We start from the raw sequence: 17,274 nt of genomic DNA on the forward strand, positions 1-17,274 counted from the left end.
CGAGGTACTCAGAAGGCCCGGGAGGGGGTCAGAAGGCCGAGACCCCCGTCAGCGCGCGGCCGATGATGAGCTTCTGGATCTGGCTGGTGCCCTCGTACAGGGTCATGACGCGGGCGTCCCGGAGAAGCTTGCCGACCGGGTACTCGTCGATGTAGCCGTAGCCTCCGAAGACCTGGAGGGCGTTGTTCGCGGCACGGACGGCCGCCTCGGAGGCGTACAGCTTCGCCTTGGAGGCCGCGGTCGCGAAGTCCTGGCCGCGGTCGATCAGATCGGCGACCCGCCAGGTGAGCAGCCGGGCGGCGTCCACGTCGACGGCGATGTCGCTGATCAGCTCCTGCACGAGCTGGTACGCGGCGATGGGCTTGCCGAACTGCTCGCGCTCCCCGGCGTACCGGACGGCCGCGTCGAGGGCGGCCTGGGCGATGCCGACGCAGCCGGCGGCGACGGACATCCGGCCCTTGGCGAGGGCGGACATGGCGACGGTGAAGCCCTTGCCCTCGGGGCCGAGCATCGCGGCGGCGGGGACGCGGACGTCCTCGAGGACGAGTTCGGCGGTGGCCTGGCCGCGCAATCCGAGCTTGCCGTGGATGGCGCGGCGGGTGAGGCCGGGGGTGTCGGTGGGGATGAGGAAGGCGGAGACACCCCTGTGGCCGGGGGTGTCGTTGGTGCGGGCGAAGAGCAGCACCACATCGGCCCAGGTGCCGTTGGTGATGAACATCTTGGTGCCGCTGACGCGGTAGTCGTCGCCGTCGCGCACGGCCCGGGTGGCGAGGTTCCCGGCGTCGGATCCGGTGCCGGGCTCGGTGAGGCCGAAGCAGCCGAGCGCCTCGCCGGACGCGAGCCGGGGCAGCCACTCCCGCTTCTGCGCCTCGGTGCCCCAGGCGGCGACGGTCTTGGCCACCAGGCCGAGGGAGACGGAGACGATGCCGCGCACGGACGAGTCGCCGCGGCCGAGCTCCTCGGTGACGAGGCAGTACGCGAGGTGGTCGCCGCCGGAACCGCCGTACTCCTCCGGGATCGTGAGACCGAGGAAGCCGACGGCGCCGAGCTTCCTCACGATCGCCCGGTCCACCTCCTCGGCGCGGTCCCAGGCCACGGCGTGCGGGGCGACCTCGCGTGCGACGAAGTCCTCGGCGAGCCGCCGTACGGCTTCCTGCTCCTCGCTGAGTTCCAGATTCATACGGCGCCCACCTCACCCGACCATTTAATTACCACTGCTAGTTTTTTCGGTGCAGGCCTACTATGTGCGCCATGGCCCGACCGCGCAAGCCCCTGCTCAGCCGAGACCGCATCGTCGAGACGGCGGGCGCGCTCGTGGACGCCGAGGGCCTCGCCGCGCTCTCGACCCGCCGGCTCGCGGCCGAACTCGGGGTGAGCGGCCCCTCGCTCTACAACCACTTCCGCACCAAGGACGAGATCCTCGACGCCGTCGCGGACGCGGTGAGCGCGAAGATCGATCTGTCGATGTTCGCGGAGGACGACGGACGCGACTGGCAGACCGCGCTGCACGACTGGGCCGTCTCCTACCGGGCCGCCCTCGCCGACCACCCGCACATCGTCCCGGTCCTCGCCCAGGGCCCCGGCCGTCGTCCGGCGGGCCTGCGCGTCGCGGACGCCGTCTTCGGCGCGATGGTCCGCGCGGGCTGGCCGCCGGCCCAGGCCACCTCCATCGGCGCGCTGATGCGCTACTTCATCACCGGCTCCGCCCTCGGCTCCTTCGCACGCGGCTTCGTCGACGACGAGGCGGCCTACGACCCGGCCGACTACCCCCACCTCGGCCAGGCGCACCGCCTCGCCGAGCACCGGCAGAAGGTCGACGAGGGCGCCTTCGCCACCGGGCTGCGGGCTCTGCTCGACGGGTTGCGGCTCCAGTACGAGACCCAGGTGCGCGCGTCCGCGGCACGGGGCGTGACGCGCGCCGGGTCCTCGGCCCCGCACACGGCCCGCGGCGAGTCCGCGACGCCGCACGCGGTTAGCAGCGAGTCCTCGGCCCGTGGCGAGTCCGCGGCCCGCCCCTCCCCCGCGCAGGACGGTTCGGCCACCGCCGAAGGGTGAGTGCGGGAGGCTGGACGCATGGCAGCCAGTGACCTCGCCGCACTCGCGGCGCTCTTCGCGGACGAGACCCGCGCCGTGTTCCTGCTCGCCCTGCTCGACGGGCGGGCCTGGACCTCCGGAGAACTCGCCCGGCACGCGGGCGTGGCCCCGTCCACCGCCAGTGAACACCTCGGAAAGCTCGTCACCGGCGGGGTGCTCGCGGAGGAACGGCAGGGCCGCCACAGGTACGTGCGTCTCGCCGACCCCGGGATCGCGCATCTCGTCGAGGACCTGGCCACCCGGTCCGAGCCGGCGGTGCCCCCGCCGCCCCGCTCGCTGGGCGCCGCGAGCGCCGGACGGGCGATGGCCCGGGGCCGGACCTGCTACGACCACCTCGCCGGGCGGCTGGGCATCGCGATCACCGAGGCGATGACGGTTCGTGGACTGCTGCGCCAGGACACCGGGTTCGCGCTCACGGACCGGGGGCTCGCCTGGTTCGACGAGCTGGGCGTCCCTCTCGTACGCCGGGGGCGGCGGCCCGTCGCGCGCGGCTGCCTCGACTGGACCGAGCGCCGGCCGCACCTCGCGGGGCTCGCGGGCGCCGCGCTGTGCCGGCACGCGCTGGACGCCGAGTGGTGCGTACGGATCGGGTCCGAGCGGGCCGTGAAGGTGACCGGGCGGGGCGAGAGCGCGCTGTACGCGAACCTGGGCATCGCTCCGGAGGCGCTGCGATGAGGCCACTGCCGCCCGGCGGCGCGCGGCACGGCGACTCCGGCCCCCGTCGCGGCCCACGGCCCGGCCCCGACCTCGACGCGGGTCCCGGTCCCGACCTCGACGCCGGTCCCGGTCCCGGTCCCGGTCCTCGAGATATTGCGGTGAGCGCCGAAGGGTCCGCGCCCTACCGTCGAGCCATGCAGAAGCAATCCTCACGGCTCGCCCTCGCCGCCGCCGGTGTCACCGTCGTCCTGTGGGCCTCCGCCTTCGTCTCGATCCGCAGTGCGGGCGAGGCCTACTCCCCCGGCGCGCTCGCGCTCGGACGGCTGCTCGCCGGCGGTCTCGTCCTGGCAGCCGTCCTCCTCGTCCGGCGGGAGGGGCTGCCGCCCCGGGCGGCCTGGCCGGGGATCCTGGTCTCGGGCCTGCTCTGGTTCGGGGTGTACATGGTGGTGCTCAACTGGGGCGAGCAGGAGGTCGACGCCGGCACGGCGGCGATGGTGGTGAACATCGGCCCGATCCTGATCGCGCTGCTCGGCGCCCGCTTCCTGAGGGAGTCCCTCCCGCCGCGGCTGCTCGCGGGCATGGCGGTCTCCTTCGCCGGCGCGGTGGTCGTCGGCCTCTCCATGTCCCGCGCCTCCTCCGGGGCGCACGCCTCGCTGCTCGGCGTACTCCTGTGTGTCCTGGCGGCGATGGCGTACGCGGGCGGGGTCGTGGCGCAGAAGCCGGCGCTCGCCCACGGCAGTGCGCTCCAGGTGACGACGTTCGGGTGCCTGGTGGGGGCGGTGGCCTGTCTGCCGTTCGCCGGGCAGCTGGTCGACGAGGCGGGCCGGGCCCCGCTGTCGGCGACGCTGAACATGCTCTATCTGGGGGTGTTCCCGACCGCGCTCGCCTTCACGACCTGGGCCTACGCACTGGCCCGGACGACCGCGGGGCGGATGGGCGCGACGACGTACGCGGTGCCCGCTCTGGTGGTGCTGATGGCGTGGCTGTTCCTCGGCGAACTGCCCGGGCCGCTCACCCTCGCCGGGGGCGCGCTGTGCCTGGCGGGTGTGGCCGTATCCCGCTCACGCGCGCGAACCTCCGTCGGCGCCGGAACGGCTGAATCCACCTGACAGGGCATGGCTTCGGTTCCGGACACTTCACGCGCCCTCGGCATGGGGTGTGCGCCCGCGACCTGGAAGGGAGAAGCCCGTCAAGCCCCAGATTCGGCCGGTGGAGCGAGAGGGCACGTTTCATGGCCCCCCGGCCGGATAGTTTCGAGTCGGTCACAGGCGCGGGCCGGAACATCACGCTCCGGCACCTTCTGGCAAGCCGACGGGGGAGCTCATGGCGATACAGCAGCGGGCGGAACGCACAAGACAGGAAATCCTGTCGGCGGCCGCGAGGGTGTTCGACAGGAACGGGTACGAGCGGGCCTCGCTCGCCAGGATCGCCGGCGAGGCAAGGGTGACCACCGGCGCCCTGGTCTTCCACTTCGCGACGAAGGCGGAGCTCGCGACGGCGGTCCACGGGCGGGCCCACGCGGCCACCCGGATCACGGTCGAGTCGGCGTGCCTGTCGACGGAGGGCGTCGGCGGCACGGCGATCGACAAGCTGGTGATCGCCACGCACGCGCTGATCCGGCTCTTCGAGACCGACCCGACGGCGCGGGCGGGTGAACGTCTCGCGCGGGAACTCCAATTAGCCGACCCGGGGTTCACCCGGGACTGCCCCTGGCGGCGCGAGGTGGCGCGCCTGGCCCGCTACGCGGAGGCAGAGAAGGCCCTGCGTCCCGGCGTGGACGCGACGGCCGTCGCCGCGCTGATCGGCTACGTGATCACCGGTGTCGAGCTGGAGATGCGCTGTCCGAACGGTCCGTCCGACGAGTGCTGGCCCACCGACGACCCCAGGGGCGCCGACAGCGGCGCCCTGCACGGCCCCGCAGAACAACGGCTCGACCGCATCTGGAAGTTGATCCTCCCGGGCCTGGTCCATCCGGCCGGGAGAAGGCCCGGCGCCTAGCCGCGCGGCCACCCCGGGAGCGGCGCCCGGCTCGCGGGCCGCCCCGGGAGCGGCGCCCGGCTCGCGGCCCGCCCCGGGAGCGGCGCCCGGCTCGCGGCCCGCCCCGCCTCACTCCCCCGAACGCAGCAGCTGGCGCGCGAAGTCGGCGAGGGAGCGGCCGACGCGTTCGGCCGAGAGGCCGAGTTCGTGCCGCTGGAACTGGTAGAGCTCGGGTGACAGCGGGCTGAGCGCGATGTCGATCAGCGGGTCCGGGTCCTGGATCCCGTGGCCGACGAGCAGCGTGCGGACGTGCACGCGCCAGAAGCCGTACGCGCCCGTCCGGAAGCGCGCGGGACCGGTCTCGGCGCCGAGGGCCAGCGGCAGGTGCCGTTCCAGGAGGTCGAGCATCGCCAGGTAGAACGCCGCCAGCCGCTCCCCCGCGGGCGCGCCGGGGCCGAGCGGCGGCGGGCCGTAGATGAGCTGGCCCTGGAGGCGGCGCTCGTGCTCGTCGAGCAGCGCGACGGCGACCGAAGAGGGATCGGGGAAGCTCCGGTAGAGCGTGGCCCGGCCCACCCCGGCGGCCTTGGCGATCCGGTCCATGGTGACCGTTCTCGGATCCTGCTGGGCGAAGAGCTGCTCGGCCGCCGCCAGGATCTGGGCACGGTTGCGCTCCGCGTCCGCGCGTCTGCGCGGGGCGACCGGCTGGTCGTCCGCGGCCTGGAGATCACCGAGGAGCCCGCCGACCCGGTGGACGGAGGCGGCTCCACGACCCCGCTGCTCGTCGTCGCTCATGGACCTGACCTTACTTCCCCTGGAGCTAAGTGGACACCTTGTCCGTTTGGCATGTCGCGTGGCATGCTAAACGGACTCACTGTCCACTTATCCGCTCGCCATCCCGCCCCAGGGAGATCCAGATGCACACCGCGCTCCTCGCCGCGGCCCTGCTGGTCGGCTGCCTCCTGGCCGTCCAGGCCTCGGTGAACCTCCAGCTCAACTCGGCCGTCGGCACCCCGTACGGCGCCTCGACCATCCAGCTCGGCGTCGCGACCGGTCTGCTGACCGTGCTCGCGGTGGCGGCCGGAGCGCTCGGCGCGCTCGGCAAACTGCCCGACGTCGAGCCCTGGCAGCTGCTCGGCGGACTCGCCAGTCCGCTCTACATCACCAGCGGCATCCTGCTCTTCCCACGGCTCGGCGCCCTCGCCGCCGTCGGACTCTTCGTCACCGGCCAGATGTTCGCCTCGCTCGCGCTCGACCTCTTCGGTCTCCTCGGTCTCGAGCAGCAGGACCTGACCGCCGGGATCGTCATCGGCGCCGTGGCCGTGCTCGCCGGAATCGTCGTGATCATCCGGGGCATGAAGGCGGCGGCCCCTCCCGGCGCCCCCAAGATGTCGAGCGCCGGCCGGGCCGGCTGGCTCGCCCTCGGCGTCGTCGCCGGAGCCGTGCTGCCCGTGCAGGGCGCGGTCAACGCCCAGCTGCGCGCCCAGCTCAAGCAGCCCGTCACCGTCGCCGTGATCAGCTTCGCCGTGGCGACCTTCACCATCGCCGTCGTCCTGCTCGTGCTGTACGCGACCCGGAAGACCCCCAAGCCCAAGATCGCCCCGCTGAAGAAGATGCCCTGGTGGGGCTGGCTCGGTGGCGCCTGCGCCGCCGCCTACGTCACCGGCACCTTCCTGCTCATCCCCGAGATCGGGGCCGCCGTGACCATCGCGCTCACCGTGACCGGGCAGCAGCTCACCTCGGCCCTGATCGACCACAAGGGCCTCTTCAAGCTCCCCCAGCGTTCCCTCACGAAGCCGCGCGCCCTGGGTCTCGCCCTGCTGATCGCAGGCTCCCTCACCATCCAGCTCGTCTGACCGAGGCCGGCACTCCCCCGGGCCCCCGCCCGGGGGCCACGGCCCGCACGGTGCGTCATGAAAGGTGTGTCATGAAAGCGTCCTACACCGCCGGGCCGGACCTCCACGTCCTCCCCTCGGCACTGCCCATCCCGGGCCTCGGCGACCAGCCGGTGAACGCCTTCCTCCTCCGGTCCGGCCAGCCGATCCTCGTGGACACCGGCATGCCCGTGGACCGGGAGGGCTTCCTGGAATCCCTCTGGTCGCTGATCGAGCCGGCCGATCTGCGCTGGATCGTCGTCACCCACGACGACCGCGACCACACCGGCGCCCTCGCCCGGATCCTGGAGGCCTCGCCCAACGCGAAGGTCCTCACCAACGCAATATCGCTGACACGAATATCGGAAGAGTTCAGCATTCCGCAGGATCGGGTCGTCACCGCGAACCCGGGAAGCCGCGTGAAAGTCGGCGACCGTGAGCTGAGTTTTCACCGGCCGCCCACTTTCGATTCACCCGGAACTCTCGCCGTGTTCGACCATTCCGATGGCACGCTCTACAGCTCCGACAGTTTCGGGACCGTCGTCGAGGAAATCAGCCAGGAGTTCACCGACCTTTCGGAGGCTGAATTCTTCCACGGCTTCGAGGTCCTGAACCGGGCGATAGCCCCGTGGACCGCGCTGGTCGACGAGACGAAATTCCTCCGGCCGGTGCACGAGCTGGCCGCCCTGCGCCCCGCGAAGCTGCTGAGCGCCCATGGGCCGACCGTCCGCGAGGCCGCCGTACCGCGGCTCTTCGAGGCGATGGCCCGTATCCCCTCCCTGCCCGCCTGGCTGCCCGGCGCCGACCTCGACCTCGAGGCCGCGCTCGACGCCGTCGAGCCCCCCGCCGCCTGAGATCCCCGCACCAACCGAGGAGAACCATGTCCGACCCGACCACCGCCGACCTGACGCCGCCGCGCGGAGTCGTCACCGTCTTCTCCGACATCTGGTGTTCCTTCGCGCACATCGCGATCCACCGGCTGCACACCACCCGGGCCCGCCTCGGCCTGGAGGAGCAGGTCGCCTTCGACCTGCGCGCCTTCCCGCTCGAACTGCTCAACGACGCCCCGAGCCCGCGCCCCGGCACGGACAGCGAGGTCGCCCGGATGGCAAGCCTCGAGCCGGCCGCCGGCTGGCAGCTGTGGCAGGCCAAGGACTGGCTCTACCCGTCGACGACCCTGCCCGCCCTGGAGGCGGTGCTCGCCGCCAAGGAGCAGAGCCTGCGCGCCTCGGAGCAGCTCGACCTCGGGCTGCGCCGGGCCTTCTGGGCCGAGTCGCGCTGCATCAGCCACCGCAAGGTGATCCTCGACGTGGCCGCCGACACCGGCGCCGTCGACGTCGACGCCCTCGCCGAGGCCCTGGACGACGGGCGCGCGCGCCGGGCGCTCTCCGACCAGGCGGCGCTCGCCCAGAGCGACCGGGTCGACTGCAGCCCCCATCTGTTCCTGCCCGACGGCTCCGACCACGCCAACCCCGGTATCGAGGTGGACTGGGAGGGCGCCTACGGCATCGGCTGGCCGGTGATCGGTTCGGACGACCCGAAGGTGTTCGAGGACATCCTGCTGAAGGCCGCCACTGAATAGTTGAATACGCCGCCAAAAAGCGGCCGCAGCACCTGAACGACGGCCAGGCATTCCTTTACGAGGGATGCCTGGCCGTCGTTCCTTTTTTTCGCCCGCAGAACATCGCGGTGATTATTAATTGCGTGACCCGGCCGTTATTCGCAAGGCCGGTCGAAGCTCCTACAGTCGTTCACGCCGCCGGAATTCCGGACGGAGATTCGTATCGACAGCGGGAGTTCTTCATGTCGTTGACCGACAAGGCAGACGTCAGCACGTTCGTCGACCTCACCCAGCACGAGATCGAAGCCCTGAAGACCCGGTTCAACCTGGCCGACGCGCATACCCACCAGCGTCAGTCCACCTCCCAGGAGCGGATCGTCTCGCGGCTTCCCGAGCTCTGGCACGAGTCCGAGTCGAAGCAGCAGGCGCACTTCGAGCGGCAGTTCCTGGACGCCTTCTTCCGGCTGCACCAGCAGCCCACCGCCCGCGCGATGGGCCGGACGCTCCTTTCGTACTCCGCGAGCGTGTCGACCATGGTCGCCGGCATGTTCCTCAAGCAGCGCGGCATGTCCGTGCAGTTGGTCGAGCCCTGCTTCGACAACCTGGTCGACCTGCTGCGCAACATGCAGGTGCCGATCGCCCCGTTCGCCGAGTCGGCGCTGCACGACAAGGACGCGATCTACGAGCGTCTCGTCGAGGAGATCACCGCGGACGCCATCTACCTCGTCGACCCCAACAACCCCACCGGGTTCACCCTGCTCGCCGAGAAGCTGGAGGGCTTCCGCGAGGTCGTCCGTTACTGCGTGGACCACGACAAGGTCCTGGTGATGGACTTCTGCTTCGCGTCCTTCGCGCTCTGTGACGAGGGCATCGGCCGGGTGGACATCTACCAGCTGCTGGAGGAGTCCGGCGTCACGTACATGGTCATGGAGGACACCGGCAAGACCTGGCCGATCCAGGACGCCAAGTGCGCCATGATCACGGCCAGCCAGAACATCCAGGAGGAGGTCTACAACCTCCACACCAGCGTCCTCCTGAACGTCTCGCCCTTCGTCCTCAACATGGTCACGCAGTACGTCGAGGACTCCATCACCGACGGCTTCGCCTCCGTCCGCGACATCATCCGCACCAACGGCGAGGCCGCCCGCAACGCCCTGAGCGGCACCATCCTGGAGTTCCAGGAGCCCGTCGTCGGTACCAGCGTCGCCTGGTTCCGCATCAAGCCGGAGCACCTGACCGCCACCCAGCTCCAGGCCGTCCTCTTCGACGAGGAGGTGTACGTCCTGCCGGGCACCTTCTTCTACTGGAACACCAAGGAGAAGGGCGAGCGCTTCGTGCGCCTGGCCCTGGCCCGCGAGCCGGAGCTGTTCGCCGGCGCGATGGAGCGGATGCGGAAGGTGCTCGAGCGCTATGCCGGCTGACACCGACCCGGTGGTGTTCATCGACGCCACGACGTTCATGGGCATGCACAGCAAGGACGAAACGGTCCGCGTGGCCGCCAAGGCCTTCTTCGCCGGCCGGCTGGCCGCAGGGGAAGCGGGCGGGGTCGTCATGAGCTGGGAGCAGGTCGGCCGCTGCGACGACCTCGTGTGGGGTTACGAACGCGGCCTGCAGGACGAGTACTACCCGTTCATGGACGTCCTCCACACGGACCTGGCCATCGACCGGATCGCCTACGCCGAGGACGACGTCCGCCGGGCCTTCACCGAGCCCGCGCTCGACGGTCTGCCGACCCATGAACGCCTGCTGCTCGCCCAGGTCATCGGCCGCGGGGGCGTGCTCCACACGGCGAGCCCCCGGCTCGTCCGGGCGGCGGCCGGCCTGCCCGTCGTACCGCTGGCCCCGCTCGCCCCGGCCGACGCTCCCGCCCTCGGCGAGGAGCCGTCGTTCCCCGCGTACCTGGAGGACCTCTACCAGCGGTCGCTGGTCCTGAAGGTCGTCTCCGAAATCCTCTGAAGTCGTTCCGAAGGGCACCCCTCTCATGCCTGGCACCTACTCCGGGACCGTCGTCCCGCTGATCACCCCGTTCGACGAGAACGGCGTCGTCGACGAGCCGAGCGTCGTCCGCCTCCTGGACCACATCCGCGCCGAGGTCAACGGCTTCATGCCGGCCCTGACCTCCGGCGAGGGCTGGAAGCTCGACGCACGGCAGTGGCAGGACGTCGTCACGTACACCGTCCGGCACGCGGGTGGTCTGCCCGTCCTCGCCGGCATCCAGCTCCCCGACACCGACGCGGTGATCGACCGGGCCCGGACGGCGGCCGAGATCGGCGCCGACGCCGTCGTCGTCACCACGCCGTTCGGCGCCGAGGTGACGCAGGACCGGATCGTCGAGCACTACAAGGCGATCCGCGCGGCCCTCGACATCCCGATCTTCCTCTACAACGAGGAGGCGCTCTCGGGCAATCGCATCGAGTTCGACACCCTGATCCGGATCTGCAAGGAGATCCCGGGGATCGTCGGCATCAAGGAGTCCAGCGGCGACGCCGCGTTCACCCGGAACATGGCCGAGGCCGGCACCGGCATCCCGGTCTTCGAGGGCTGGGAGAACCTCCTCGTCGACGCCCGCGGCATCGACGGATTCATCGGCCCGCTGGCCAACCTCGAACCCTCGCTCTGCAACGCGATGCTGGTCGACCCCACCCCCGACCGGCAGGCGGAGATCAACACCGTCTGCGAGCGGTACGGCGTCTTCAAGGACGACTGGTACCGCTGGGTCAAGAAGGAACTGCACCGGCGCGGCGTGATCTCCTCCCCGACCGTGCACGAGGAGGCGAAGGCGGCATGAGCACCACCCCCGCCGCTCCCTCCGCGTCCGCCGTCCCGGTGGCCGCGCACTCGATCACCGCCCCGGCCGCGACCTCCCAGCGCGAGCTGCACAGCCTCTACCGGCGGGTCCCCAACCTCGGCGACTACGGGTCGATGACCGCGATCGAGGAGCGCTGGATCCTCCCCAAGGCGCGGGCGTACGAGGCCTCCGCGCCCCGGTTCGGCTCCCCCGGCGAACTCCTCCAGGCGCTCAAGGAGTTCCTCGCCGAGGAGGAGGCGGCGCTCCCGGAGAGCGCGACCTTCCTCGCCGAGCACGCGACGCTCGACCAGTTCAAGGTCGTGGTGCGACAGTTCGCGCTGGACGGCCTCACCGAGTCGGAGTCGCTGCTCCCGGTCGTGCCCCGGCTCCCGTACCGCTCGGCGATGGCGGTCTTCCGCGTCCTCATCGACGAACTCGGCTGCGGCAACGAGGAGAAGGCGCACTCCCAGCTCTACCGTGACCTGCTCACCGAGCTGGGCATGAGCCTCCGTCTCGACGACTACCTCGACGAGACGACCCCCGAGTGCTTCGCCTACGTCAACATGTTCCACTGGCTGGCGAGCCGGGCCCCGTCGCCCCAGTACTTCCTGGGCGCGTACGCCTACTTCGAGACCAGCGTCCTGTTCGCCTTCCAGAGTTTCGCCCGGGCGGCGCGGCGGCTCGGGATCACCCAGGACGCCTACTACACCGAGCACCTCTACATCGACTCGTACCACAGCAGTCATATGCGTACGGCGATCCGCGCGCTCGAGGAGCCGGACCTGGCCAAGATCTGGGCGGGCGTGCGACTGGCCTCCGACATCGTCGGCACGGCCACGGAGGCGGCCGTCGCGCGAGCCCGGGAGACCGTCGCATGACGGCCGTGCCCGCGGGGCGGCGGCGGGGCTCCGACGAGCCCATGGTCCGCCAGGTGACCGAGGACCTGGTCCTCGTCGAGGTCGGCGGCCGCAAGGTCCTCGCGGCCGCCGTCTGCCCCCACCGCGGGGGCCGGCTCAAGTACGGCAGGGTCGACGGGGACAGGCTGCGCATCACCTGCCCCCTGCACCACACCACCTTCGACCTGACCAGCGGAGAGCGCCTGGCGGGAGCGGCGTGCGCGGCCCTCAGGGTCGTGGACGTCCTGCCCGGGGACCTCAGCGTCCCCGAGCAGCGCGACCCCGCGCACGACAGCTGGTCGGCCGCCCCCGCCGAGGCGGCCGGTGAGGCGGCCGGTCCGGGAGCGCCGGTCTCCGGGACCGCCCCGTCCGGGGGCGCCTCATGACCACCACACCGACCGGGGCGGCGTCCACCGTGACGCCGCCCCGCGCGGCGGTCGACCACGACGGCATCGCACCGGTGCCCGAGGCCGAACGCACCTCCACCCCCGGCGACTTCGGCTGGATCTGGCCCTCCGCGCAGTTCTCCTTCGGCACGGTCGTGCTCGGCGCGCTGCCCGTCGTCTTCGGCCTCGGCTGGTGGGCGTCGGCGAGCGCCATCGCCGTCGGCGTGGCCGTCGGCACGGCGCTGCTCGCGCCGCTCGCCCGTTTCGGCGTCCGGACCGGCACCAACGATCCCGTGTCCAGCGGCGCGCACTTCGGCGTACGGGGCAGGGTCGTCGGCAACGTCCTCACGGTGGTGACCGCGCTCGGCTTCTTCGCCATCGCCGTGTGGACGGGCGGCACCGCCGTCATGGTCGCCGGCCACCGGCTGTTCTCCACCCCCACCGGCCCGGGCGCGCTGACCGCGGCGATGTTCGTGACGGCGGCGGCGGTCGCGCTGGTCGCCGTGCGCGGCCACGAGACCCTCGTCCGTACGTACAAGGTCACCGCGGTCACCGGCGGCGCGGTCCTCCTCGGCACCGCCCTCGTCCTCGCCCCGGACTTCGACCCGGGCTACGCCGGCGGGACCCTCGCGCTCGACAGCACCCTGCACACCTGGCTGCTCGCGGCGACGGCATCGGCCACCGTGCCGCTGTCGTACGCCACCTTCCAGGGCGACTACACCCGCTACATGCCCGCCTCCACGCCCACCGGCCGGGTGGTGCGGGCCAGCGGGATCTCCATGTTCCTCAGCAGCCTCGCCGCACTGCTCACCGGCGCGTACGTGACGACCCTCTTCCCCGTCCCCGACGAGCCGTGGCTCCAGGGCCTGACGGACGCGGTGCCCGGCTGGTTCGCGGTCGCGGTGGTCGTCTTCGGCTTCGCGGGCACCCTGCCGCAGGCCGGGCTCTGCCTGTACGCGGCCGGGCTCTCCGCCAACTCCGTGTTCTGGCGCTCCTCCCGGGCCGCCGTCACCACGGTGGTCGCGGTGCTCGCGGCGGCCGTGCTGTACCTCGGCGCGGTCGTGTACGACGCGATGGACGCGATGTCGGCGTTCGTGACGCTGCTCCTCACGGTCGTCGCCCCGTGGGCGGCGGTCCTCTTCGTCGGGTACGTGCTCCACCGCGGCCGGTACGACGCGGAGGCGCTGCGCACCTTCACCACGGGCGGCGGCGGCCGGTACTGGTACACCGGCGGGGTCAATCCGCGGGCCGCCACGGCCTTCGCGCTCGGCTCGGCCGTCGGGGTCCTCTGGGTCAACAACCCCCTGTACACCGGTCCGTTGACCGACCTCACGGGCGGCGTCGACCTGAGCCTGCCGGCCTCCTTCGCGGTCGCCGCCGTGCTGTACGGGGCGCTGTGCCGGGTGTGGCCGGAGCCGCTGCTGCCGCCGACACGAGGTGCGAGGTGACGATGACCACCACGGTGCCGCTCACGGTGCGGTCGGTCGTCCCCGAGGCGGAGGGCGTCCTGGGGCTCGTGCTGGCCGATCCCACGGGCGCCGAGCTGGCCCCGTGGGAGCCAGGCGCCCATCTGGAGGTGACGCTGCCGTCCGGGGCGGTCCGGCACTACTCGCTCTGCGGGGATCCCGCGGACCGGAGCACGTACCGGCTCGGGGTGCTGCGGGAACGCGAAGGCCGGGGCGGATCGGAGGAGGTGCACACCGCCGTCGGCGCGGGCACGACCCTCGGGGTGCGGGGCCCGTTCAACCGCTTCCCGCTGGTGGCCGCCGAGCGGTATCTGTTCATCGCGGGCGGCATCGGCATCACCCCACTGCTCCCGATGCTGCGCTCGCTGCCGCCGGGGTCGTGGTCGCTGCTGTACGGCGGCCGGAGCCTGCCCGCCATGGCGTACCGCGAGGAGCTCTCCGCACTCCCCCAGGTCACGCTCGTCCCGCAGGACACGGCGGGCCTGCCCGATCTGGACGGAGTCCTGGCGGGGCTGCCGGCCGGGACGGCCGTGTACTGCTGCGGGCCCGAGGGGCTGCTGCGAGCGGTGGAGGACCGGTGGACGGGCCCCCTGCACACGGAACGGTTCGGGGCGGCGCCCGGGCGGGATGCCGGGACCGGCCAAGGCGTCGAGGCCGGCGAGGCGGGCGAGGGCGGCGAGGGCTTCGAGGTCGAGCTGCGGCGGAGTGGGCGGACCCTACGCGTGGAGCCCGGTCGCAGCCTGCTCGACGCGGTGCGCGAGGTGGTGCCCGGGGTCGCCTACTCCTGCGAGGAGGGCTTCTGCGGCACCTGCGAGACGAAGGTGATCGCCGGGACGCCCGAGCACCACGACTCCGTCCTCGGCGAGGACGAGAAGGCCTCGGGGACGACGATGATGATCTGCGTGGGGCGTTCGCAGAGCCCCCGTCTCGTGCTCGACCTGTGACCCGGCCTCGATCCGTGACGCGCGGAAGCCCGTACCGAAACGTCGGTACGGGCTTCCGCGCGCGTCGCCGCCCGGTGTCAGGGGAAGACCACCAGGGCCCGGCCGCCCTTGCCCGCGATCATGTTCTCGAAGGCGCCCGGGATGCCGTCCAGGGTGATCCGCTCGGTGACGAGGGTGCTCAGGTCGAGCCGGCCGGCGCGGATGTGCCCGGCGAGGACCGGCAGGTCGACGGCCGGGTTCGAGTTGCCGTAGACGCAGCCCGCGAGGGTGCGGCCCCAGTGGAAGATCTCCAGGGCGTTGAACGTGACCTCCTGGTCCTTGCCGCCGATGCCCACGACCGTGGTGCGGCCGCCGCGCCGGGTGGAGTCCCACGCGGTCCGGATGGTGACGGCGCGTCCGACGCACTCGACGGCCACGTCGACGCCCTGGCCCCCCGTCAGCTTCCGGATCTCCTTCGCCGTGGTCCCGGAGGCGACCAGGTACTCGGTGGCTCCGGCCGCCCGGGCGAGCGCCTCCTTCTCCGGGGAGACGTCCACCGCGACGATCGTCGAGGCGCCCGCGATCCGGGCGGCCTGGAGCGTGGCGAGCCCCACCCCGCCGACGCCGAACACCGCGACCGTCTCGCCCTCGCGGACCCGGGCGGAGTGATGGACCGCGCCCCAGCCGGTGAGGACGGCGCAGCCCAGGAGAGCGGCGTCGGTCAACGGCACGCCGTCGGGCACGGGGAGGACGCAGTTCGCGGCGACGACGGTCTCCTCGGCGAACGCGGCGACGTTGAGACCGGGGTGCAGGTCCGTGCCGTCCTGGGCACGGGCATGGATGTTCGCGGTGCCGGCGAGCGCGTGGGCGCAGAGCCAGACCTCGCCGAGCGAGCAGGGGTGGCAGGTGCCGCAGGAGGGCGCCCAGTTGAGGACGACTCCGTCGCCGGGGGCGACATGGGTGACGCCCTCGCCGACCGAGACGACGGTCCCCGCGCCCTCGTGGCCGAGGACGGCGGGCACCGGCACGCGCATGGTGCCGTTGGTGAGGGACAGGTCGGAGTGGCAGACGCCGGCGGCCGCGAGCCGGACCCGGACCTGGCCGGGGCCCGGCTCGGGGAGTTCGATGCCGGTGATCTCCAGCGGGGAGCCGACGGCGGGCAGGACGGCGGCGCGGATCAGGCTCACGTGCGGTGCTCCTCGGGACTCGCGTGGACGGGGCGGAACGGAGGCGGCGAGCCGCTCAGAACTGCAGCGACTTGGTCTGGAGGTACTCGGCGAGGCCGTGCGCGCCGAGCTCCCGGCCCACGCCGGACTGCTTGTACCCGCCGAAGGGGGCCATGGCGTTGAACCGGCCGCCGTTGATGTCGACCTGACCGGCCTCCATGCGGCGCGCGAAGGCGACGGCCTCCTCGGGGTCGCCCCAGACCGCTCCGGCGAGGCCGTACACGGTGCCGTTGGCGATGGCGAGGGCCTCCTCCTCGTCCTCGTACCGGAGGAGCGAGACGACGGGCCCGAAGATCTCCTCCTGGGCGATGACCATCTCCGGGGTGACGTCGGCGAAGACCGTCGGGGAGACGTAGTAGCCGGTCTCCAGCGGGGCCTCGGAGCCGCCGGCGACGAGCCGGGCGCCCTCCTCGACGCCCTTCTGGATGTAGCCGCGCACGCGCTCCAGCTGCTTGGCGTTGACCAGGGGGCCGAGGCGCTCACCGGGGACGTACTTGGCGACGGCCTCGGCGGCAAGCGCCACGGCCTCCTCGTAACGGTCCGCGGGGATCAGCATCCGGGTCCAGGCGCTGCACTTCTGGCCGGAGTTGGACATCACGTTGGCGACGCCGACCGAGACGGCCTTCGCGAGGTCGGCGCTCGGCAGGATGACGTTGGCGGACTTGCCGCCGAGTTCGAGGGCGACCCGCTTCACGGCGCCGCCCGCGAGGGCGCCGATGCGGCGGCCGACGGCGGTGGAGCCGGTGAAGGAGACGAGGTCCACGTCGGGGTGCTCGGCGAGGGCCTGCCCCGCGACCGGGCCGAGGCCGGTGACCAGGTTGAAGACGCCGGCCGGCAGGCCCGCCTCGTGCACGGCCTCGGCGAAGAGCTGGGCGGTGAGCGGGGTGTCCTCGGCGGGCTTGAGGACGGTCGTGCAGCCGGCGGCGAGGGCCGGGGCGACCTTGGCGACGACCTGGTGGAGCGGGAAGTTCCAGGGGGTGATCGCGGCGACGACGCCGACGGGCTCGGCGTAGACGGTGGAGTTGCCGACCTTCTCCTCGAAGGGGTGGGTGGCGGCGAGGTCCGCGTACGTCCCCGCGACGGCGATCGGCAGTCCGGCGTGCACGGCGGCGGCGAGCTGCGGCGGAGCGCCGAGCTCGGCGGTGACGGTGGCGGCGATCTCCTCCGCGCGGGCGGCGAGCGCGTCGCGCAGGGCGGCGATCCGGGCACCGCGCTCGGCGGGCGGGGTCGCGGCCCAGCCGGGCAGGGCGGCGCGGGCGGCGCGTACGGCCGCGTCGACGTCCTCGGCGGTGCCTGCCGGGACGTGGCCGATGACCTTCTCGTCCGCCGGGTTGAGGACGGCGATCGTGTCGGGACCGGCGGCGGGCCGCCACTCGCCGTCGATGTACATCGCGTCGTGCGCCTTCATCCGATGTCTCCTCACACTACC

General features: G+C 72.4%; 17 protein-coding genes and 1 pseudogene. 14 read left to right on the forward strand and 4 right to left on the reverse strand.

Annotated elements, in window-relative coordinates; translation table 11 throughout:
* Positions 1 to 28: 28 nt before the first annotated feature.
* A complete protein-coding gene (locus OG392_RS08140) occupies positions 29 to 1,180 on the reverse strand; it encodes an acyl-CoA dehydrogenase family protein (protein ID WP_329277081.1) in 1,152 nt (383 codons plus the stop codon).
* A 71-nt stretch (positions 1,181 to 1,251) separates the two neighbouring features.
* Between OG392_RS08140 and OG392_RS08145 the strand changes: the two are divergent.
* From OG392_RS08145 to OG392_RS08160, 4 genes and pseudogenes are all read left to right on the forward strand, one after another.
* Positions 1,252 to 1,878, forward strand: a pseudogene (locus OG392_RS08145) (TetR/AcrR family transcriptional regulator); the annotation flags it as partial.
* Between the two features lie 195 nt (positions 1,879 to 2,073).
* Positions 2,074 to 2,769 (forward strand): ArsR/SmtB family transcription factor, encoded by a 696-nt coding sequence (locus tag OG392_RS08150; RefSeq protein WP_329277086.1) that lies wholly within the window; start codon positions 2,074 to 2,076, stop codon positions 2,767 to 2,769.
* Between the two features lie 176 nt (positions 2,770 to 2,945).
* Entirely contained in the window at positions 2,946 to 3,860 is a 915-nt protein-coding gene (locus OG392_RS08155; protein ID WP_329277088.1) for a DMT family transporter, read from the forward strand.
* A gap of 214 nt (positions 3,861 to 4,074) precedes the next feature.
* Complete coding sequence (locus OG392_RS08160) at positions 4,075 to 4,749, forward strand: TetR family transcriptional regulator (RefSeq protein WP_329277090.1); 675 nt, start codon at positions 4,075 to 4,077, stop codon at positions 4,747 to 4,749.
* Between the two features lie 108 nt (positions 4,750 to 4,857).
* Here OG392_RS08160 and OG392_RS08165 read toward each other — a convergent pair whose 3' ends face one another.
* Entirely contained in the window at positions 4,858 to 5,520 is a 663-nt protein-coding gene (locus tag OG392_RS08165; protein ID WP_329277092.1) for a TetR/AcrR family transcriptional regulator, read from the reverse strand.
* A 122-nt stretch (positions 5,521 to 5,642) separates the two neighbouring features.
* Between OG392_RS08165 and OG392_RS08170 the strand changes: the two genes are divergently transcribed.
* The 10 genes from OG392_RS08170 to OG392_RS08215 all read left to right on the forward strand — a co-directional run bounded on the left by OG392_RS08170 (position 5,643) and on the right by OG392_RS08215 (position 14,640).
* Positions 5,643 to 6,581, forward strand: coding sequence for a DMT family transporter (locus tag OG392_RS08170; protein WP_329277094.1), 939 nt, complete (start codon positions 5,643 to 5,645; stop codon positions 6,579 to 6,581).
* A 71-nt stretch (positions 6,582 to 6,652) separates the two neighbouring features.
* A complete protein-coding gene (locus tag OG392_RS08175) occupies positions 6,653 to 7,453 on the forward strand; it encodes an MBL fold metallo-hydrolase (RefSeq protein WP_329277096.1) in 801 nt (266 codons plus the stop codon).
* Between the two features lie 26 nt (positions 7,454 to 7,479).
* A complete protein-coding gene (locus OG392_RS08180) occupies positions 7,480 to 8,181 on the forward strand; it encodes a DsbA family oxidoreductase (RefSeq protein WP_329277098.1) in 702 nt (233 codons plus the stop codon).
* Positions 8,182 to 8,402: 221 nt separating this feature from the next.
* Positions 8,403 to 9,581: an aminotransferase class I/II-fold pyridoxal phosphate-dependent enzyme gene (locus tag OG392_RS08185; RefSeq protein ID WP_329277100.1), complete on the forward strand. Its 1,179-nt coding sequence runs from the start codon at positions 8,403 to 8,405 to the stop codon at positions 9,579 to 9,581.
* Positions 9,571 to 10,116, forward strand: coding sequence for a DUF6190 family protein (locus tag OG392_RS08190; protein ID WP_329277102.1), 546 nt, complete (start codon positions 9,571 to 9,573; stop codon positions 10,114 to 10,116). The genes OG392_RS08185 and OG392_RS08190 overlap by 11 nt, the downstream gene beginning before the upstream one ends.
* A gap of 25 nt (positions 10,117 to 10,141) precedes the next feature.
* Positions 10,142 to 10,948 carry a dihydrodipicolinate synthase family protein gene (locus OG392_RS08195; RefSeq protein WP_329277104.1) on the forward strand — a complete coding sequence of 269 codons (807 nt, stop codon included), beginning with the start codon at positions 10,142 to 10,144 and terminating at the stop codon, positions 10,946 to 10,948.
* Positions 10,945 to 11,826 carry an iron-containing redox enzyme family protein gene (locus OG392_RS08200; RefSeq protein WP_329277106.1) on the forward strand — a complete coding sequence of 294 codons (882 nt, stop codon included), beginning with the start codon at positions 10,945 to 10,947 and terminating at the stop codon, positions 11,824 to 11,826. The genes OG392_RS08195 and OG392_RS08200 overlap by 4 nt, the downstream gene beginning before the upstream one ends.
* Positions 11,823 to 12,230, forward strand: a complete 408-nt coding sequence (locus OG392_RS08205) for a Rieske (2Fe-2S) protein (protein WP_329277108.1) — start codon at positions 11,823 to 11,825, stop codon at positions 12,228 to 12,230. The genes OG392_RS08200 and OG392_RS08205 overlap by 4 nt, the downstream gene beginning before the upstream one ends.
* Positions 12,227 to 13,678 carry a purine-cytosine permease family protein gene (locus OG392_RS08210; RefSeq protein ID WP_329277110.1) on the forward strand — a complete coding sequence of 484 codons (1,452 nt, stop codon included), beginning with the start codon at positions 12,227 to 12,229 and terminating at the stop codon, positions 13,676 to 13,678. Before OG392_RS08205 ends, OG392_RS08210 begins: the two co-directional genes overlap by 4 nt.
* 2 nt (positions 13,679 to 13,680) lie before the next feature.
* Positions 13,681 to 14,640, forward strand: coding sequence for a PDR/VanB family oxidoreductase (locus tag OG392_RS08215; protein WP_329277111.1), 960 nt, complete (start codon positions 13,681 to 13,683; stop codon positions 14,638 to 14,640).
* 77 nt (positions 14,641 to 14,717) lie between these two features.
* Here OG392_RS08215 and OG392_RS08220 read toward each other — a convergent pair whose 3' ends face one another.
* Together OG392_RS08220 and OG392_RS08225 are read right to left on the reverse strand one after the other, a co-directional pair.
* Positions 14,718 to 15,800, reverse strand: a complete 1,083-nt coding sequence (locus tag OG392_RS08220) for a Zn-dependent alcohol dehydrogenase (RefSeq protein WP_329287129.1) — start codon at positions 15,798 to 15,800, stop codon at positions 14,718 to 14,720.
* 61 nt (positions 15,801 to 15,861) lie between these two features.
* On the reverse strand, positions 15,862 to 17,253 hold the full coding sequence (locus OG392_RS08225; RefSeq protein ID WP_329277113.1) for an aldehyde dehydrogenase family protein: 1,392 nt from the start codon (positions 17,251 to 17,253) through the stop codon (positions 15,862 to 15,864).
* Between the last annotated feature and the right edge of the window lie 21 nt (positions 17,254 to 17,274).

The sequence above is a fragment of the Streptomyces sp. NBC_00691 genome (assembly GCF_036226665.1).
GTDB lineage: Bacteria > Actinomycetota > Actinomycetes > Streptomycetales > Streptomycetaceae > Streptomyces.